Annotated in this window: 13 protein-coding genes; 6 read left to right on the top strand and 7 right to left on the bottom strand. The window is 64.7% G+C overall.

What is annotated here, in order from left to right:
• Positions 1-284 precede the first annotated feature (284 nt).
• Genes I7X18_RS27550 through I7X18_RS27525 form a run of 6 tightly spaced genes read left to right on the top strand, consistent with a single transcriptional unit; the run spans position 285 to position 7,396 of the window.
• Entirely contained in the window at positions 285-1,919 is a 1,635-nt protein-coding gene (locus tag I7X18_RS27550) for an ABC transporter substrate-binding protein (protein ID WP_193045606.1), read from the top strand.
• Positions 1,916-2,956, top strand: coding sequence for an ABC transporter permease (locus tag I7X18_RS27545; RefSeq protein WP_232375350.1), 1,041 nt, complete (start codon positions 1,916-1,918; stop codon positions 2,954-2,956). Before I7X18_RS27550 ends, I7X18_RS27545 begins: the two co-directional genes overlap by 4 nt.
• 3 nt (positions 2,957-2,959) lie before the next feature.
• Positions 2,960-3,922 carry an ABC transporter permease gene (locus tag I7X18_RS27540; protein WP_193045607.1) on the top strand — a complete coding sequence of 321 codons (963 nt, stop codon included), beginning with the start codon at positions 2,960-2,962 and terminating at the stop codon, positions 3,920-3,922.
• A complete protein-coding gene (locus tag I7X18_RS27535) occupies positions 3,919-4,953 on the top strand; it encodes an ABC transporter ATP-binding protein (RefSeq protein WP_193045608.1) in 1,035 nt (344 codons plus the stop codon). Before I7X18_RS27540 ends, I7X18_RS27535 begins: the two co-directional genes overlap by 4 nt.
• Positions 4,950-6,023 (top strand): ABC transporter ATP-binding protein, encoded by a 1,074-nt coding sequence (locus tag I7X18_RS27530; protein ID WP_193045609.1) that lies wholly within the window; start codon positions 4,950-4,952, stop codon positions 6,021-6,023. The genes I7X18_RS27535 and I7X18_RS27530 overlap by 4 nt, the downstream gene beginning before the upstream one ends.
• Complete coding sequence (locus I7X18_RS27525; RefSeq protein WP_193045610.1) at positions 6,020-7,396, top strand: MFS transporter; 1,377 nt, start codon at positions 6,020-6,022, stop codon at positions 7,394-7,396. Before I7X18_RS27530 ends, I7X18_RS27525 begins: the two co-directional genes overlap by 4 nt.
• Before the next feature lie 58 nt (positions 7,397-7,454).
• Here I7X18_RS27525 and I7X18_RS27520 read toward each other — a convergent pair whose 3' ends face one another.
• The 7 genes from I7X18_RS27520 to I7X18_RS27490 form a co-directional block, all read right to left on the bottom strand.
• Positions 7,455-7,946 carry an Lrp/AsnC family transcriptional regulator gene (locus I7X18_RS27520; protein ID WP_193045611.1) on the bottom strand — a complete coding sequence of 164 codons (492 nt, stop codon included), beginning with the start codon at positions 7,944-7,946 and terminating at the stop codon, positions 7,455-7,457.
• Positions 7,943-8,836 carry an alpha/beta fold hydrolase gene (locus I7X18_RS27515; protein ID WP_193045612.1) on the bottom strand — a complete coding sequence of 298 codons (894 nt, stop codon included), beginning with the start codon at positions 8,834-8,836 and terminating at the stop codon, positions 7,943-7,945. Before I7X18_RS27515 ends, I7X18_RS27520 begins: the two co-directional genes overlap by 4 nt.
• A 32-nt stretch (positions 8,837-8,868) precedes the next feature.
• Complete coding sequence (locus tag I7X18_RS27510; RefSeq protein WP_193045613.1) at positions 8,869-10,101, bottom strand: alpha-hydroxy acid oxidase; 1,233 nt, start codon at positions 10,099-10,101, stop codon at positions 8,869-8,871.
• A gap of 159 nt (positions 10,102-10,260) precedes the next feature.
• Positions 10,261-11,763, bottom strand: a complete 1,503-nt coding sequence (locus tag I7X18_RS27505) for an MmgE/PrpD family protein (RefSeq protein ID WP_193045614.1) — start codon at positions 11,761-11,763, stop codon at positions 10,261-10,263.
• A 50-nt stretch (positions 11,764-11,813) separates the two neighbouring features.
• Positions 11,814-12,215 (bottom strand): flavin reductase family protein, encoded by a 402-nt coding sequence (locus I7X18_RS27500; RefSeq protein WP_232375349.1) that lies wholly within the window; start codon positions 12,213-12,215, stop codon positions 11,814-11,816.
• A 177-nt stretch (positions 12,216-12,392) separates the two neighbouring features.
• The gene (locus I7X18_RS27495; RefSeq protein WP_226863310.1) at positions 12,393-13,121 is read right to left on the bottom strand and encodes a creatininase family protein; all 729 of its coding nucleotides are present in this window, start codon (positions 13,119-13,121) and stop codon (positions 12,393-12,395) included.
• 46 nt (positions 13,122-13,167) lie between these two features.
• Complete coding sequence (locus I7X18_RS27490; RefSeq protein WP_232375348.1) at positions 13,168-15,015, bottom strand: AMP-dependent synthetase/ligase; 1,848 nt, start codon at positions 15,013-15,015, stop codon at positions 13,168-13,170.
• Positions 15,016-15,058 lie beyond the last annotated feature (43 nt).

The following is a 15,058-nucleotide window of genomic DNA, read 5'->3' as shown; positions in this document are numbered from 1 at the left end:
CACGCCGACAAGCGGTGTAATCCGTTTCTGGACATCGGCTCTCCGGCAACGGATTTGAGCGGTCGCCCGCTCGCGTTCGTGACCGCACGGCGGAAAATTCGCCCTGAAACCGCCACCTGGTCACGAACGCGCACCCGGGCGATGTGTCGCGTTGCTGAAACTGCTTGGCTGCGAACTCCCTGTGAGCCTCGACTTGCCAACCGACAATTTTCCCGCAAGATGCTCCCTAGTCGAAAAAAATGACAGATTGAAACGATCCAATCCGAACGGCCCACGGGAGCGATATGAAGAAGTTGGCGACGCTGTTGACCGTCGCAGTGCTGGCGGCGTCGGGCGTGACGGCCTGCGGAGGTGACGACAGCGGCGGCGGCTCCGGCGGCGGCGGCGACATCAACGTGTCGATGACCTCGTTCCCCGACTACATCGATCCCCAGCTGTCCTACACGGTGGAGGGCTGGGAAGTCATGTACAACACGTACGTGCCGCTGCTCACGTACAAGCACGTCGAGGGCGAAGAGGGCACGGAGGTGGTGCCCGGCCTGGCGCAGGACATGCCCGAGGTCTCGCCCGACGGCAAGACCTACAAGCTCAAGCTGCGGTCCGGGATGAAGTACTCCGACGGCACGCCGATCAAGGCCTCCGACTTCACCTACGCGATCCAGCGCCTGTTCAAGGCCGATTCGGGTGGCTCGGTGTTCTTCGGGCCCATTGTCGGCACCGCCGAGTACGCCGACGACAGGGCCGACACGATCAGTGGGATCACCACGGACGACGCCACCGGTGACATCACGATCGCGCTCACCGAGCCCAACGGCACTTTCGAGAAGGTCCTCGGGCTGTCCTTCGCAGCGCCGGTGTCGCCGAGCACGCCGCTGGACCAGGACGCCACCAACAATCCGCCGCCGTCCAGCGGACCGTTCATGATCACCAGCGTCGAAGCGCCCCAGACCATGACGCTGGAGCGCAATCCGCAGTTCCAGACCGTCAAGGACGCCGGCGCGACCGAGGTCGCCGACGCCGGGGTGGACAAGATCACCATCACCCAGAACAAGAGCAACAGCGCGCAGGTGACCGGTGTCGAGCAGAACACCATCGACTTCATGACCGATCCGCCCGACGCCGACCGGCTGGCCGAGGTGAAGTCCCGGTTCTCCGACCGCTTCCGGATGGAGGAATCCATCGACACCTACTACTTCTGGATGAACAACCAGGTGGCCCCGTTCAGCGACCTGCGGGTGCGTCAGGCGATCAACTACGCCATCGACCCGGAGGCGCTCAACCGCATCTTCGGTGGCCGTATGCATCCGACCCAGCAGATCCTGCCGCCGGGGATGCCCGGCTACCAGGAGTACAAGCTCTATCCGGGACCGGATATGAACAAGGCCAGACAGCTGATCGCCGAGGCCAATCCGGTCGACCGGGACATCACCGTCTGGACCAACGACGAGCCCGACCGCAAGCGTATCGGTGAGTACTACCACGACGTCCTCAACCAACTGGGTTTCAATGCCACGTTGAAGGTCATCGCCGGTGACGTGTACTTCACGACGATCGGTAACCAGTCGACACCGGACCTCGACACCGGTTTCGGCAACTGGTTCCAGGATTTTCCGCACCCCGACGACTTCTTCCGCCCGCTGCTCAACGGTGCGAGCATCTTGCCGACCAACGGCAACAACTACTCGCGGGTCAACCTGCCGGAGTTGGACGCCAAGATGAACGAGCTTCTCCAGGAGCAGCTTTCGGATGACGTCGAGAACCAGTACGCCGCATTGGACCGGGCTTACATGGAACAGGCGGTGTGGGCGCCCTACGGCAACGAGGAGTTCACCACATTCCTGTCGGAGCGGATGGACTTCGACAAGAGCTATCACCACCTGCTGTTCCACCAGGACTACAGCTCGTTCGCGCTGAAGTGACGACTGTTCCTGCCGGTGAGGTGGAGGTCCTCGCCGACCCACCGCTGCCGGCTGGGGTGCCCGCAGCCCGGATTCGGGGACGCAGCCCGTGGTATCTGGCGTGGCTGCGGCTGCGGCGCAACAAGATGGCGCTGGCCTTCGGGGTGCTGTTCGTCCTGATCGTGGTGTTCTGTCTGGCCGCGCCGCTGTGGGCGGACCACGTCGCGCACACCGGACCGAACCAGAACCACATCACCGACAAGATCCTGGTGGACGGACAGGAGGTCAGTGTCGTCTCGCCGGACGGCACCCCGATCAGCCCGGGCCTGCGCGGACAGTATCTGCTCGGCGCCGACCAGAACGGCCGCGACGTGATGGTGCGGTTGATGTACGGCGGGCGCACCTCGATCTACATCGGCGTCGTCGCAGCGCTTTTCACCACGGTGCTGGCCGTTCTCGTGGGGCTGCTGTGCGGGTACTACCGCGGGTGGCTGGACGCCGTGCTGTCGCGGGTCATGGATGTCGTCTGGGCGTTCCCGGTGCTGCTCCTCGGCATCGCGCTGGGCACGGCGCTCGCCGTGGGCGGGCTCAAGATCGGACCGGCGCAGATCGCCGGTGATTCGCTGTGGATCCCGATCCTGATCATCGGGTTGGTCTACGTCCCCTATATGGCGCGGCCGATCCGCGGCGAGATCCTCGCGCTGCGCGAGAAGGAGTTCGTCGAGGCCGCTGTCGCCCAGGGCAAAGGACCGATCCGCATCATGTACACCGAACTGCTGCCCAACGTGGCATCGACGATCATCGTCTTCTTCACGCTCAACATCGCCAACAACATGCTGCTGGAGTCGGCGCTGTCGTTCCTCGGCGCCGGGGTGCGCGCACCCAACGCGTCATGGGGGACGATGATCGCCGACGGCTACCAGACGATCTACACCGCACCGCATCTGACGATCGTGCCCGGATTGATGATCATGCTGACGGTGTTGGCGCTCAACGTGTTCGGTGACGGTCTGCGGGACGCCCTGGATCCGCGGGCGAAGCTGCGGATGGAGCACTAGGCCGTGGCCAGATTCATCGCCCGCCGCGTGATCGGGATGATCGCGGTGCTGTTCGCCATCTCGGTGGTGGTGTTCCTGATCTTCAACGTGATCCCGAACTCCGATCCGGCCGCGCGGATCGCAGGCAAGAACGCCAACCCCGAACTCATCGCCCGCGTGAGCGCCGACCTGGGGCTCGATCAACCGCTGCCCGTGCAGTACCTGGCGATGATGAAGCAGATCTTCACCGGTGAGCTCACCTCGTACGCGAGCTCACAGAATGTCGTCGAACAGATCTGGAAGGGTGTGCCGGCGACCCTCTCGCTGTGCATCGGCGCCGCAGTTCTGTGGATGGTCCTGGCAGTGGCTTTCGGCTACCTGAGCGCGGTGCACGCGGGGAAGATCACCGACCGCGCGCTGACGATCCTGGCGCTGGTCGGCATCTCGATGCCGGTGTTCTGGCTGGCCGCAATCCTGCTGTACTACTTGAGTTTCAAGGCCCAGCTCTTCCCGACGAGCGGATACATCCCGCTCACCAGGGATCCGCTGGACTGGCTGTATCACCTGATCCTGCCGTGGATCACCCTCGCGGTGCTCTACGTGGGGTTCTACAGCCGGGTGTTGCGCTCCAACATGCTCGACGCGATGAACGAGGACTACGTGCGTACTGCGCGGGCCAAGGGGCTCAGTGAGCGACAGGTCCGGGTCCGGCATGTGTTGCGCAACTCCATGATCCCGGTGGTCACCCTCTTCGGCCTGGACTTCGGTGCGGTGGTCGGCGGCGGCGCCATCCTCACCGAGACGGTGTTCAACCTCAACGGTGTCGGCCTCTACGCCGGGCAGGCGATCGGTGCCCTCGACCTGCCTCCACTGATGGGAGTGACGATGTTCGGCGCGTTCTTCATCGTGCTGTTCAACACGATCGTCGACACGTTCTACGCCGTCCTCGATCCACGAATCCGATTGGGAGAGGCGGCACCGGCATGAACCCGATCCTCGCGGTCAGCGATCTACGCGTCAGCTTTGCCACCGAAGACGGTGTGGTGCGGGCCGTCGACGGCGCCTCGTTCGAGTTGTCGCCCGGGGAGATCCTGGCCATCGTCGGTGAATCGGGTTCGGGGAAGAGCGTCACCGCTCAGACGCTGATCGGTCTGACACGCGCACCCAACACCACCATCGAGGGGTCCGTGCGGTTCGGCGACCGGGAGATCACCGGCCTCTCCGACGACGAGCTGCGTGGGATCCGCGGCGAGCACATGGCCATGGTGTTCCAGGATCCGATGACGTCGCTCAACCCGGTCTACCGGGTCGGTGACCAGATGACCGAGATGATCCGGGCCCACCGCGACATCTCCGAGAAGGACGCGCTCGCCCAGGCCGTCGACCTGCTGCGGCTGGTCGGGATCCCCAGCCCGGAACGGCGGGTCGGTCAGTACCCGCACGAGTTCTCCGGGGGGATGCGCCAACGCGTCATGATCGCGATGGCGCTGTCGCTGGAGCCCGAGGTGCTCATCGCCGACGAACCCACCACCGCACTCGACGTCACCGTGCAGGCGCAGATCCTTCGGCTCATCGACCAGTTCAACCGTGAGCGGCAGCTGGCGGTCGTGCTGATCACCCACGATCTGGGTGTCGTCGCCGAGGTCGCCGACCGGGTGCTCGTGATGTACGCCGGGCAGATCGTCGAGGACGGCACGCTCGACGACATCTTCTACAACCCGCAGCATCCGTACACCTGGGGGCTGCTCGGCTCGCTGGCGCGCCTGGATCAGCCACGGCCCGAACGGCTCGCGCAGATCGCCGGGCTGCCGCCGTCACTGCTCGACCCTCCGACCGGGTGTCGCTTCGCCCCGCGCTGCCCGCATGCGTTCGACAAGTGCGCCGAGATCCCGCCGCTGGAGGCCAGGGCATCGGAGGCCGGCACACACCTGGACCGGTGCTGGCTCACCCCGGTGCACAAGTCCGAACTGCGCGAGGTCGACGGACGAATCGGATTGGGAAGCAAGGTGAACCGGTGAGCAAGGGTGATCCGCTGCTGGAAGTCACCGATCTGGTCAAACACTTCCCGATCAAATCGGGCGTGGTGTTCGACCGGGAGGTCGGCCGGGTCCGCGCCGTCGACGGTGTCAGCCTGACGCTGCGTGAGGGGGAGACGGTCGGGCTGGTCGGCGAATCAGGCTGCGGGAAATCGACTCTGTGCCGGGCCATCCTGCAACTGACCGCCCCGACGTCGGGTTCGGTGCGGTTCGCCGGTGAGGAACTCGTGGGCCGCTCCCGGCGCGCGCTAGGGCCGGTGCGCCGCCAGATGCAGATGATCTTCCAGGATCCGTTCGCGTCGCTGAATCCGCGGCGGCGCATCGGCCAGATCATCGGCGACCCAATCGAAATGCACGGCCTTGCCAGCGGTGCCGAGGTGAAGCGCCGGGTGCAGGATCTGCTCGACCGGGTCGGTCTGCAGGCCGAGCACTACAACCGGTTTCCGCACGAGTTCTCCGGCGGGCAGCGCCAACGCATCGGCATCGCGCGCGCCCTGGCGCTCAAACCCAAGCTGATCATCGCCGACGAGCCGGTCTCGGCCCTCGACGTCTCGGTGCAGGCGCAGATCGTCAACCTCATGGAGGATCTGCAGGACGAATTCGGGCTGTCCTATCTGTTCGTCGCCCACGACCTGGGTGTGGTCCGCCACGTCTCCGACCGGGTCGCGGTCATGTACCTCGGCAAGGTGGTGGAGAGCGCGGACGCGGGCGATCTGTATCGCGCCCCCGTGCACCCGTACTCGAACGCTCTGCTGTCGGCGGTCCCGATTCCGGATCCGCGGCGCAACACCGCCCGCGAGCGCATCGTGCTCGAGGGTGACGTCCCGAGCCCGAGCGACCCGCCGCCCGGCTGCCACTTCCACACTCGGTGCCAGTTCGCCACCGACGTCTGCACCGTCGACGAGCCCGCCCTGCTGGACCATGGCACCGGGCACCTGGCGGCCTGCCACCACCCGCGCAACGTCGACGCGGCCACCGCGCTCGCCCCGACCGGGGGATCTCCGCCAACCCGTCGCGACAGGCGACACATTCCGTTATCGTCCCCCGGATGAGCGATGGGGAGACGCCGTCCGTGACCGGTCCGACACGGGCTCCGACAAGCACCCGGCGGGCGGTCCTCAACACCGTCAGGGGGTCGGCGGGAAACCTCGTCGAGTGGTACGACGTCTACGTCTATACCGTCTTCGCGACGTACTTCGAGGCGCAGTTCTTCGACCAGGACGACGAGAACTCCACCCTGTACATCTACGCCATCTTCGCGGTGACGTTCATCATGCGGCCGGTGGGCTCCTGGTTCTTCGGCCGGTTCGCCGACCGCCGCGGGCGCAAGGCCGCGTTGATGGTCAGCATCACCGTGATGTCGTCGTGTTCATTCCTGGTCGCCGTCATGCCGACGCGGGAGGTCATCGGCTACTGGGCGGCGGTGATCCTCATCCTCGCCCGCCTCCTTCAGGGATTCGCCACCGGTGGTGAGTACGGCACCTCGGCGACCTACATGTCCGAAGCCGCCACCCCGCACCGGCGCGGCTTCCTGTCGTCGTTCCAATACGTCACCCTGGTGGGTGGGCACGTGCTGGCGCAGTTCACCCTCCTCATCGCGCTGAGCGTCCTCGATGTCGAAGCCGTGAGTGCGTGGGGATGGCGGATCGGCTTCTTCATCGGCGGGATCGCGGCACTGGTGGTGCTGTGGATGCGGCGCTCGATGGACGAGTCGCTCAGCGACGAGCACCTCGAGGCGATCCGTGAGGGCAGGGACCCCGAAGCCGGATCGATGAAGACGCTGTTCACCACGCACTGGCGTGCGCTGCTGCTGTGCTTCCTCATCACCGCGGGCGGCACGGTCGCGTTCTACACGTACACGATCAACGCACCCGCGATCGTGAAGTCGACCTTCGGATCCGAAGGGGCGCTGACCGGAACGTGGATCAACCTGCTGGGCCTGATCTTCCTGATGCTGCTGCAACCGCTGGGCGGGTTGCTCAGCGACCGGGTCGGCCGAAAACCCCTGCTGATCTTCTTCGGCGTCGGCGGCGTGCTCTACACCTACGTGCTCCTGACGTTCCTGCCGCAGACCTCTTCGCCGCTGACGGCGTTCGCGCTGACCGCCGTCGGCTACGTCATCCTGACCGGGTACACCTCGGTCAACGCGATCGTGAAGGCGGAGTTGTTCCCCGCCGAGATCCGCGCTCTGGGCGTCGGATTGGGTTACGCGCTCGCGAACTCGGCTTTCGGCGGAACGGCGCCGCTGCTGTACCAGGGGGCGAAGTCAGCCGACCGCATCGGTCTGTTCATCGTGTACGTGACGGTGGTGATCGGCGTCAGCCTGCTGGTCTACATCTTCGCGCTGAAGAACAAGGGGATCACCCCGCTCGACCGGGAGCAGGGCAACGCCTGGGGCCTCCCCGCGCCGTCCATTTCCCGCTGAGTCACGCCGGCGCCATCGATCATCTGCGAGACCCTTTCCGCCTCCAGGCAAATGACGCTTACTTGCCGGCGTCGCTGGTGATCTCGTTGAGTAACGGTGTGATCCGGTAGTCGATCAGCTTGCGCATCACCAACGAGGTGGTGGTCTGTTCCACGCCGTCGATATCGAGAATGCGGCCGGCCACCCGGTACAGGTCATCGGCCTCGTGAGCCACCACGTGGATCAACATGTCGGTGACTCCTCCTAGACCGTGCACTTCGACTACTTCGGGAACTTGCTGGAGGGCGGACGCGATCTGCGCGAGCTTGCGCTGGGTCACCCGGGTCAGGATGAAGGCAGTAAGCGGGTATCCGAGCGAGGCAGGGTCGACTCGGCGCTCGAACGATCTGAGTACACCACCCTGGTGCTCTAACTTGGTCAGGCGCGCCTGGACGGTATTGCGTGACAGCTTGGTGGTGTCCGCCAACGCGATGACGGTAGCCCGGGGGTCATCGCTGAGGGCCTTGATGATCTTGGCGTCGATCGCGTCGACGCGCACTTTCTTGGTCACGAGACCGCCCGTTCGAGATGCTTCAGGAGTGCGCGGTTCACGTCGACGGGTGCCTCCTGGTGGACCCAGTGGCCCGCGCCGTCGACGACGACTGTCCGGAGATCGGCGAAGGCTGACGCGCCGGCCTCGACGCGCATGAACTCTGCTACGGGGTCAGCGCTTCCGGTGATGAATAGCGACGGGCAGGTGATTGGGTGTTCGCCGAGTGCGACAGCCTGGCGCCAGTTCTCGTCGATGTTGCGGTAGTAGGCAAGACCCCCATCGAAGCCGGTGGCGCGGAACGTCGCGACGTAGCGTTCGAAGATCGGCTGGGGTAGCCAGTCCGGCGCTCGCACAGAGTCGTTGCTGTTGCCCATGCTGTGAAAGCGTTCGCTGTATGCCGCTGCGATGGTGTGTCGCACGTCCTGTTGGAGTTGTCCCGCGGCAGAGTCGTCCTGGAACCGAACCTGGTAGAAATCTTCGCCCAACCGGGATCGGACCATGGACATCGGTGGCGCAGAAGTCGGCCGCACGTAGGGCACGCTGATACCGGTCAGCGACAGAAGCCGGTCGCCGTGGGTCAGGCCGAGTGGCCATACACTCGCTGCACCCCAGTCGTGTCCGACAATGTGCGCCTGCGCGACGCCCTCATGGTCGAGCAACCCGATGAGGTCCAAACCGATGGCCGACGCCGTATACGCGGCCCGGGTAGCGGGTCTGGAGCTGTCGCCATAGCCGGGCAGGTCCGGCACCAATACCCGGTATCCCGCTTCGACCAGCGTGTCCACCTGAAGCCTCCAGGTGATTCCGAGGTCAGGAAAACCGTGGGCCAGCACCACCAAGGGTCCGTGCCCGACCGCCCGGACGGCGAGCTCCACCTCATTGACTTGCCAGATCTCGCGGTCTGCCACGCCTTCTCCTGTTCGACTGGTTTCTGAGAAAGTCACTGGCGCAGGCGCATTCGCTGTAGCTGAGTGACGTGCTGTGGCGTCAGTTCGCTCAGCGACGTGACCCCGAGCAACTGCATGGTGCGGGTGATCTGGCCGCTGAGGATCTCGACGGTTCGCCGGACCCCGGCCTCGCCGCCGGCCATCAGACCGTACAGGTAGGCACGGCCGATGAGGGCGAAGCGGGCGCCCAAGGCGACGGCTGCGACGATGTCGGCACCGGACATGATGCCGGAGTCCAAGAGAATCTCGGTGTCGGTTCCGAGTTCACGGGCCACCTGCGGCAGCAGGTGGAACGGCACCGGTGCACGATCGAGTTGCCTGCCGCCGTGGTTCGACAGCACGATGCCGTCCACACCAAGATTTACCAACGCCTTGGCGTCTTCCAGTGTCTGAACACCTTTGACCACGAGTTTGTTCGGCCAGTGGCGATTAATCCACGCAAGATCCTCGAACGTGACAGAGGGATCGAAGGTTGATTGCACGTACGACGCCACGGTGCCCGACCAGCGATCCAGCGACGCGAACGACAGCGGTTCGGTCGTCAGCAGGTCGAACCACCATCGTGGGCGCGGTATCGCGTCGAGCACAGTCCTCGCGGTTAACATGGGCGGGATCGACATGCCGTTGCGGGTGTCCCGCAGTCGCGCGCCGGCGACGGGCACGTCGACGGTCACCAGCAATGTGTCGAACCCCGCAGCCAAGGCCCGCTGCAACAGCTCCGCCGACCGCTCCCGGTCCTTCCACATGTACAGCTGAAACCAGTTGCGACCCTGTGGATTTATTGCATGAATCTCTTCAATCGAGCGGGTGCCGAGAGTGGACAGCGAGAACGGGATGCCAGCCTCGGCTGCGACCCGTGCGCCGGCAGTCTCACCGTCAGTGTGCATGAGCCGGGTGAAGCCGGTCGGCGCGATACCGAACGGCAGCGCGGCACGACCGCCCAGCACATCAACGGAGGTGTCGACCGTGGCAACGTCGCGCAGAATCGTCGGATGGAATTCGATGTCGCGAAAGGCTTCCCGTGCGCGCGCAAGCGTCAGCTCTTCGTCGGCAGCACCGTCGGTGTAATCGAACGCCGCTTTCGGGGTGCGGCGCTTCGCGATACGCCTGAGATCCTCGATCGTCAGCGCTGCCGACAACCGACGCGCGACGGGGTTGAACACCGGTCGGCGGAGCTGCAGCAACGGCGTCGCGTCGCGAAGCCGAGGCAGCTGGCGGTGGGGCACGGGGAGCTCCTCAGTGTCTCGGCAGCTCGGGCAGCTGCGCAACGTCGCCGGGCCCCAGCGAGCTTCCTTGGGACCGATGGGCCGGAGAACTCACGGGTTGAGCGGAGGCGAGAGTGACGCGATTCTCGGCCACCGGGGATGGACTTGCGATGATCGCGCTCACCGGGAAATTCCGTAGATGGTGGACGCTTCGTCCAAGAGTCGCTGGTCCACAATCGGATTCAACATGCCCAGCGTCCCCCGCTTGAGGTCTCCAAGGCACGACACAACGTCCAAAAAGCGCTGCTGTTCTCGCCTGTCGATGACGCCGTCGGCGAGGTCGGTGAACTTCGCGATGTACTGTTTGCGCTCGAATGGACGAGCGCCCAACGGGTGTGCATGAGCGACGGCGAGCTCATCGACGATCACCGCGCCGCTGCGCAAAGTAATTTCCGCCCGCGCACCGATGGCCTTGTCAGCCGGATCGAACGAGTGGTAGCGGCGGGTCCACGCGGGATCCTCGACGGTGGAGATCTTGCGCCACAGCTCGATGGTGTCGGGCCGGTGCGCCCGATCGGGAAGGTATGACCTTTCGTGATGCCAGGCGCCGTCCTGCAGTGCCACGGCGAAGGCGTACATCACCGAGTGATCCAGGGTTTCCCGGGACGCATCGGGATCCCACTTGCCGGGGTCTCCCGACCCGCTGCCGATCACCACATGGGTGTGATGGCTGGTGTGCAAGACGATGGACTCGATCTCCCGGAGGTCGCCGATCTGTCCCCGCATACGGAAAGCCAAGTCGATCGGGGCTTGGCTCTGGTACGCGGCGGAATGCTCTCTGGCGTAGCTGTTCAGGATGGCCCGCTTCGGTTCGCCCGGTTCGGGCAGCGGCACCTGATAGCTGGGGTCGGGGCCGCCGAGCAGCCAGGCCGGTGCGCCGTCTTCACCCTCCCCGATCGGGGCCGGGAAGCCCCCGCCGCGCATGGCCCGGTCGACGGCCTCGATCGCGACCGTGGTGGCGGCTGCGGGGGCGTGGTCTTTCAAGCCAGACAGCAGCCCTTCACGGGACTGTGGGGTGGCGGTCGTCAGGTGCACGGCGTGCCCGATGGCGGCATAGATCATTTCGGGGGGCAGCCGCAGCATGGTGCCCAGACCCGCTACAACTGAGGGCCCCGCATGTTCTACATGCTCAAGGTTTCTGTCGCCCAGAGAGATTCCCCGGGCCAAGCTGATATGCGCTTCGTAGGCGGTCGCAATACCTCGGACCAGATCCGCGCCACGGAGTCCGGTCTGCTGGGCCACGGCCACCAGGGCGGGAATGTTGTCACCTGGGTGTGTGAAGTCGGCGGCCAGGAACGTGTCGTGGAGTTCGAGGTCGTGCACCGCAACCCCATTGGCCCAGGCGGCCCACTCCGGTGAGTATGTTCCCTCGACACCGAAGACTGCGGCGCCCGGCGTCTTCCGGCGTGCCCGCGCCTGGGCCCGCGCAACCGTCACGGGGCGTCGCGTCACCGAGGCGGCGGAAACGGCGGCATTGTCGATGATGCGGTTGATGACCATCGCCTGGGTCGCGGCCGGCACCGACACAGGGTCTGCAGCCAGTTCGGCGATCTTCCAGGCCAGGTGGCCCTCACGGGGTGAGTGTTCGGTGCTACGTCGGGTGCGTCCATCGTGGTCACGCATGAGTCACCGCTGCGTCGTCGGGGCTGCTCGGCGAAGGTCCGCAGCGGCGGCTAGGTGCGATCGTCATCAGCGAGCATTGATCGGAACCGGCTGTCATGGAAGATCAGTGGCGATACGGTCTCGTCACAGGCAGCACTTTTGACCTCCATGAGAACGACGTTGTGATCGCCGGCGGTAATCGATGAGACGATCTTGCAGTCGAGCCATGCTGCTGCGTCCGCTAGGAACAGTGCAGAGGAATCGCTGCCAAACCACGTCAGTCCAGCGAAGCGATCGACGTTCTTGGCCGCAAGCTGGCGGGACATGTCGGCGTGACCTTCCGCGAGCACGGAGACCCCGAGATGGCCGTCGCGCGAGAGTTGCGGCCATGTGGTCGAGATGTGCTGAACGCAGATCGAGACCAACGCGGGTTCCATGGACACCGGGGTGAAGGAAGTGGCGACGATTCCCACAGGCTGGCCATCGCGTACAGCGCAGACCGCGGCTACTCCGGTCGGGTACCGACTGTAGAGCCTCCGCAGTCGCGACGCGTCACGTTCGGCGTCACCGGAGCTGACCTGGCTGAGAGTTAACATGTGCATCTTCCTGGGAGTGGACGCAGGGGACCTTGTGCGGAGTGGGATGCTCCCTCATGCGCCTCGGCTGCGGACGTAGTCAACGATCAGGTCGGTCACCGATTCGAGGCAGGCCTTCCCGATAGCGGTGTCGGCGCCGATGGGGTTGCCCAGAATTCCGTTGGGCGAGAAGGTTTTCAGACCTTCGGTGATGACCCGGTCGAGAAACGCATCGTCGGTATCGCTCTGGTAACCGGGGGTCAGTCTGTCTGTGCGGACCCTATCCGGATGTAGCGCGAGCATGATCGATGTCTCGGCGATGTCGGCGTGGCCGCCGACGTTGGCGCGGAGGCCCGACGACTCCGCGGCGTCACGCCACGCACCGAGAATCGCTTCACTTCCGGGAAAGATGATCAACGACAGTGGTGCCAGTTTGGCGGCCAAGCGCCCTTCGAACTCGCGCATCACCGGGTAGTTTCCGATGTGCCCGGAGAACATGACCAGCCTGCGGAAGCCCGAATCCGCAAGGTGCGCAGCGTAATCCTCGCAGACAGCCTCCAGCGTCGACGCGCGCAGAGACAAGGTTCCGGGGAAGGCGAGATGATGCGGCGAGTACCCGACCCGGATCGTCGGCAGCACAAGGGTCCCTCCGAGCTTGCGAGCGACCCGTACGGCGAGTTCGTCGGCGTGATCGGCGTCCATTGACAGCGGTAGATGGGGGCCGTGTTGTTCGATGGCGGCCAGCGGCAAGACCGCCGTGCGTGCGCCGCCCTCCACTGCGGCCGCGATCTCTGCGCTGGTCATGAATTCGACCCGCACCTCATGACGTGTGCTGTCCGCCTCACCTGTCTTAGCCATGGCCACGCCGCGACAGGCGAGCATGACCCGAGATCTGATACTGCTCGCTCGCTTCGTACATGTCCTCGATGAGGTCGGAAAACGAGGTGAGGATGTTGGCGCGGCGGATGGTCGCCTTGAGGGTGAGCTCACCCAGGTCGGCCGACAGCGCGCGCGGGAGGACGCGAAACTTCTTGAGCTGCAGTGGACGAGCCAGCTCGGAGTTGACTTCCTCAATCCACGCGTTGAGGGCAGCGTGCTGCTCATCGACCGGCAGCGCCTGTGCTTCTTCGCTCACGCTCAGCAAGACCGTGAGGTACTTACGGCCCTCTCCCACCACGATCGCTTCGTCCACCAGGGGGTTGGCCTTCAGACGCACCTCGATGGGCTGCGGACTGACAGATTTTCCCCCACTTGTCTTCAGAAGATCCTTGATGCGGCCGATGATCGTGACCTCGCCGTCCGGTGCGATCTCGACAAGATCTCCGGTGCCGTACCAGCCATCGTCAAAAGCTGCTTCTGTGGATGCTGGGTCACGCCAATAGCCGGTGAACAAGCAAGGGCTCTTGACCTGAAACTCTCCGTTCTCGCTGGCTCTGACCACCCACCGGGAATCGGGTAAAGACTTGCCGACAGTGCCCATCGCGTAGAAGGACCGGTCCCACTGGACCAGGACCGGTCCGCAGGTTTCCGTCGTTCCGTACATCTCACGCAAGTCCAGACCCCACATCTGCCACAGCGCAGCGACCTCAGGTGTCATGGCCCCCGAGGAGGTCCAGCTGACCGTGATGCGCTCCATACCGAATTTGGCACGCAGCGGCAGGAAAGCCGTCTTGAGGCTGAGCTGGTACAGCACATCGAGGTATCGAGGAAGGGTCCTGCCATTCCATCGACGGGCACACACTGCTCGTGCGACGGTCATAGCCAACCCGTACCGCATACGGAGAAGGGGCCCAGAATTCGAGAGTTCTTCGAGAAGCTCGCCGGCGAGCTTCTCATACATCCGGGGTGGCCAGACGATTGCGGTGGGCCGAACTGCTGTGAGTGACTCGAGGCGCTGCTCCATCGTGCAATACGTGACGACCAGTTTGGTCATGATCGGCACGAACACATTGACGAGCGCCGGGGCTACGTGAGAGAGCCCGAGAAATGCCACCAGGTCGTGTTGCACGCGACCGATCTCGGGATAGGCCACTGCAAACCCCAGCACCGAGTATTGCAGCGTGCGATGGGTGTGAACGACCCCTTTGGGGTCGCCGGTGGAGCCCGACGTCCAGAACAGAACGGCGGGATGGTCGATGTCGCCGTCTTCTAGGAGCCTGCCGAACAACTCTGGCTCGGAAACTCCACGCGCCATCCCCACCGTCTGCAACGACCGCCAATCCACCGCCCGCACGCGTTCGGGGAACTCGATGGGCCGGGACTCAAATCCGATCGCCGCCCGAAGGTGCGGCGTGCTGGCGGCAACCGCGGCCACTTTACCGAGATCGGTCTCGCTCTCAGCGAAAATTGCTGTTGCCTCGCTGATCTCCAGCACGCGGGCAAGCTCGGTGACGGAGCTAGTCGGGTAAACACCAACCAGGATTGCGTCCAGGCTCTGGATTGCCAGAGCTGCGATGACCCATTCTCTGCGGGTGGAGGACATGATCGCGACTCGATCACCTGAGGTGACACCGAGTTCGTGAAGGCCGACGGCGATCTGCTGAACTTCGTGCAGGTACTCGCCCCAGGTCGTCGGACTCGCGGTGCCGTGCTTCCAATCGGTAAACGCGATTGTGTCGGGTTCGTACGCGGCCCGGTCGAACAGCATCTGGGGGAAGGTTCGCGGTGCCGCTTCGAAGTCTTGGATACTTTGCAACACAGGGATTGTGCTGGCCCTGCCACTGCTCGGCGTGCCAGTCGAA

Source organism: Mycolicibacterium baixiangningiae, assembly GCF_016313185.1.
Taxonomy (GTDB): Bacteria; Actinomycetota; Actinomycetes; order Mycobacteriales; family Mycobacteriaceae; genus Mycobacterium; species Mycobacterium baixiangningiae.
Note: the sequence above shows the minus strand (reverse complement) of the source record. Positions and strands in the feature narration are given on the sequence as shown.

Bases quoted from the DNA above. Each gene is read 5' to 3' on its own strand.
- I7X18_RS27525 (WP_193045610.1), top strand. From the start codon at position 6,020: ATGAGCGATGGGGAGACGCCGTCCGTGACCGGTCCGACACGGGCTCCG.
- I7X18_RS27505 (WP_193045614.1), bottom strand. From the start codon at position 11,763: ATGCGTGACCACGATGGACGCACCCGACGTAGCACCGAACACTCACCC.
- I7X18_RS27495 (WP_226863310.1), bottom strand. From the start codon at position 13,121: ATGACCAGCGCAGAGATCGCGGCCGCAGTGGAGGGCGGCGCACGCACG.
- I7X18_RS27550 (WP_193045606.1), top strand. From the start codon at position 285: ATGAAGAAGTTGGCGACGCTGTTGACCGTCGCAGTGCTGGCGGCGTCG.
- I7X18_RS27535 (WP_193045608.1), top strand. From the start codon at position 3,919: ATGAACCCGATCCTCGCGGTCAGCGATCTACGCGTCAGCTTTGCCACC.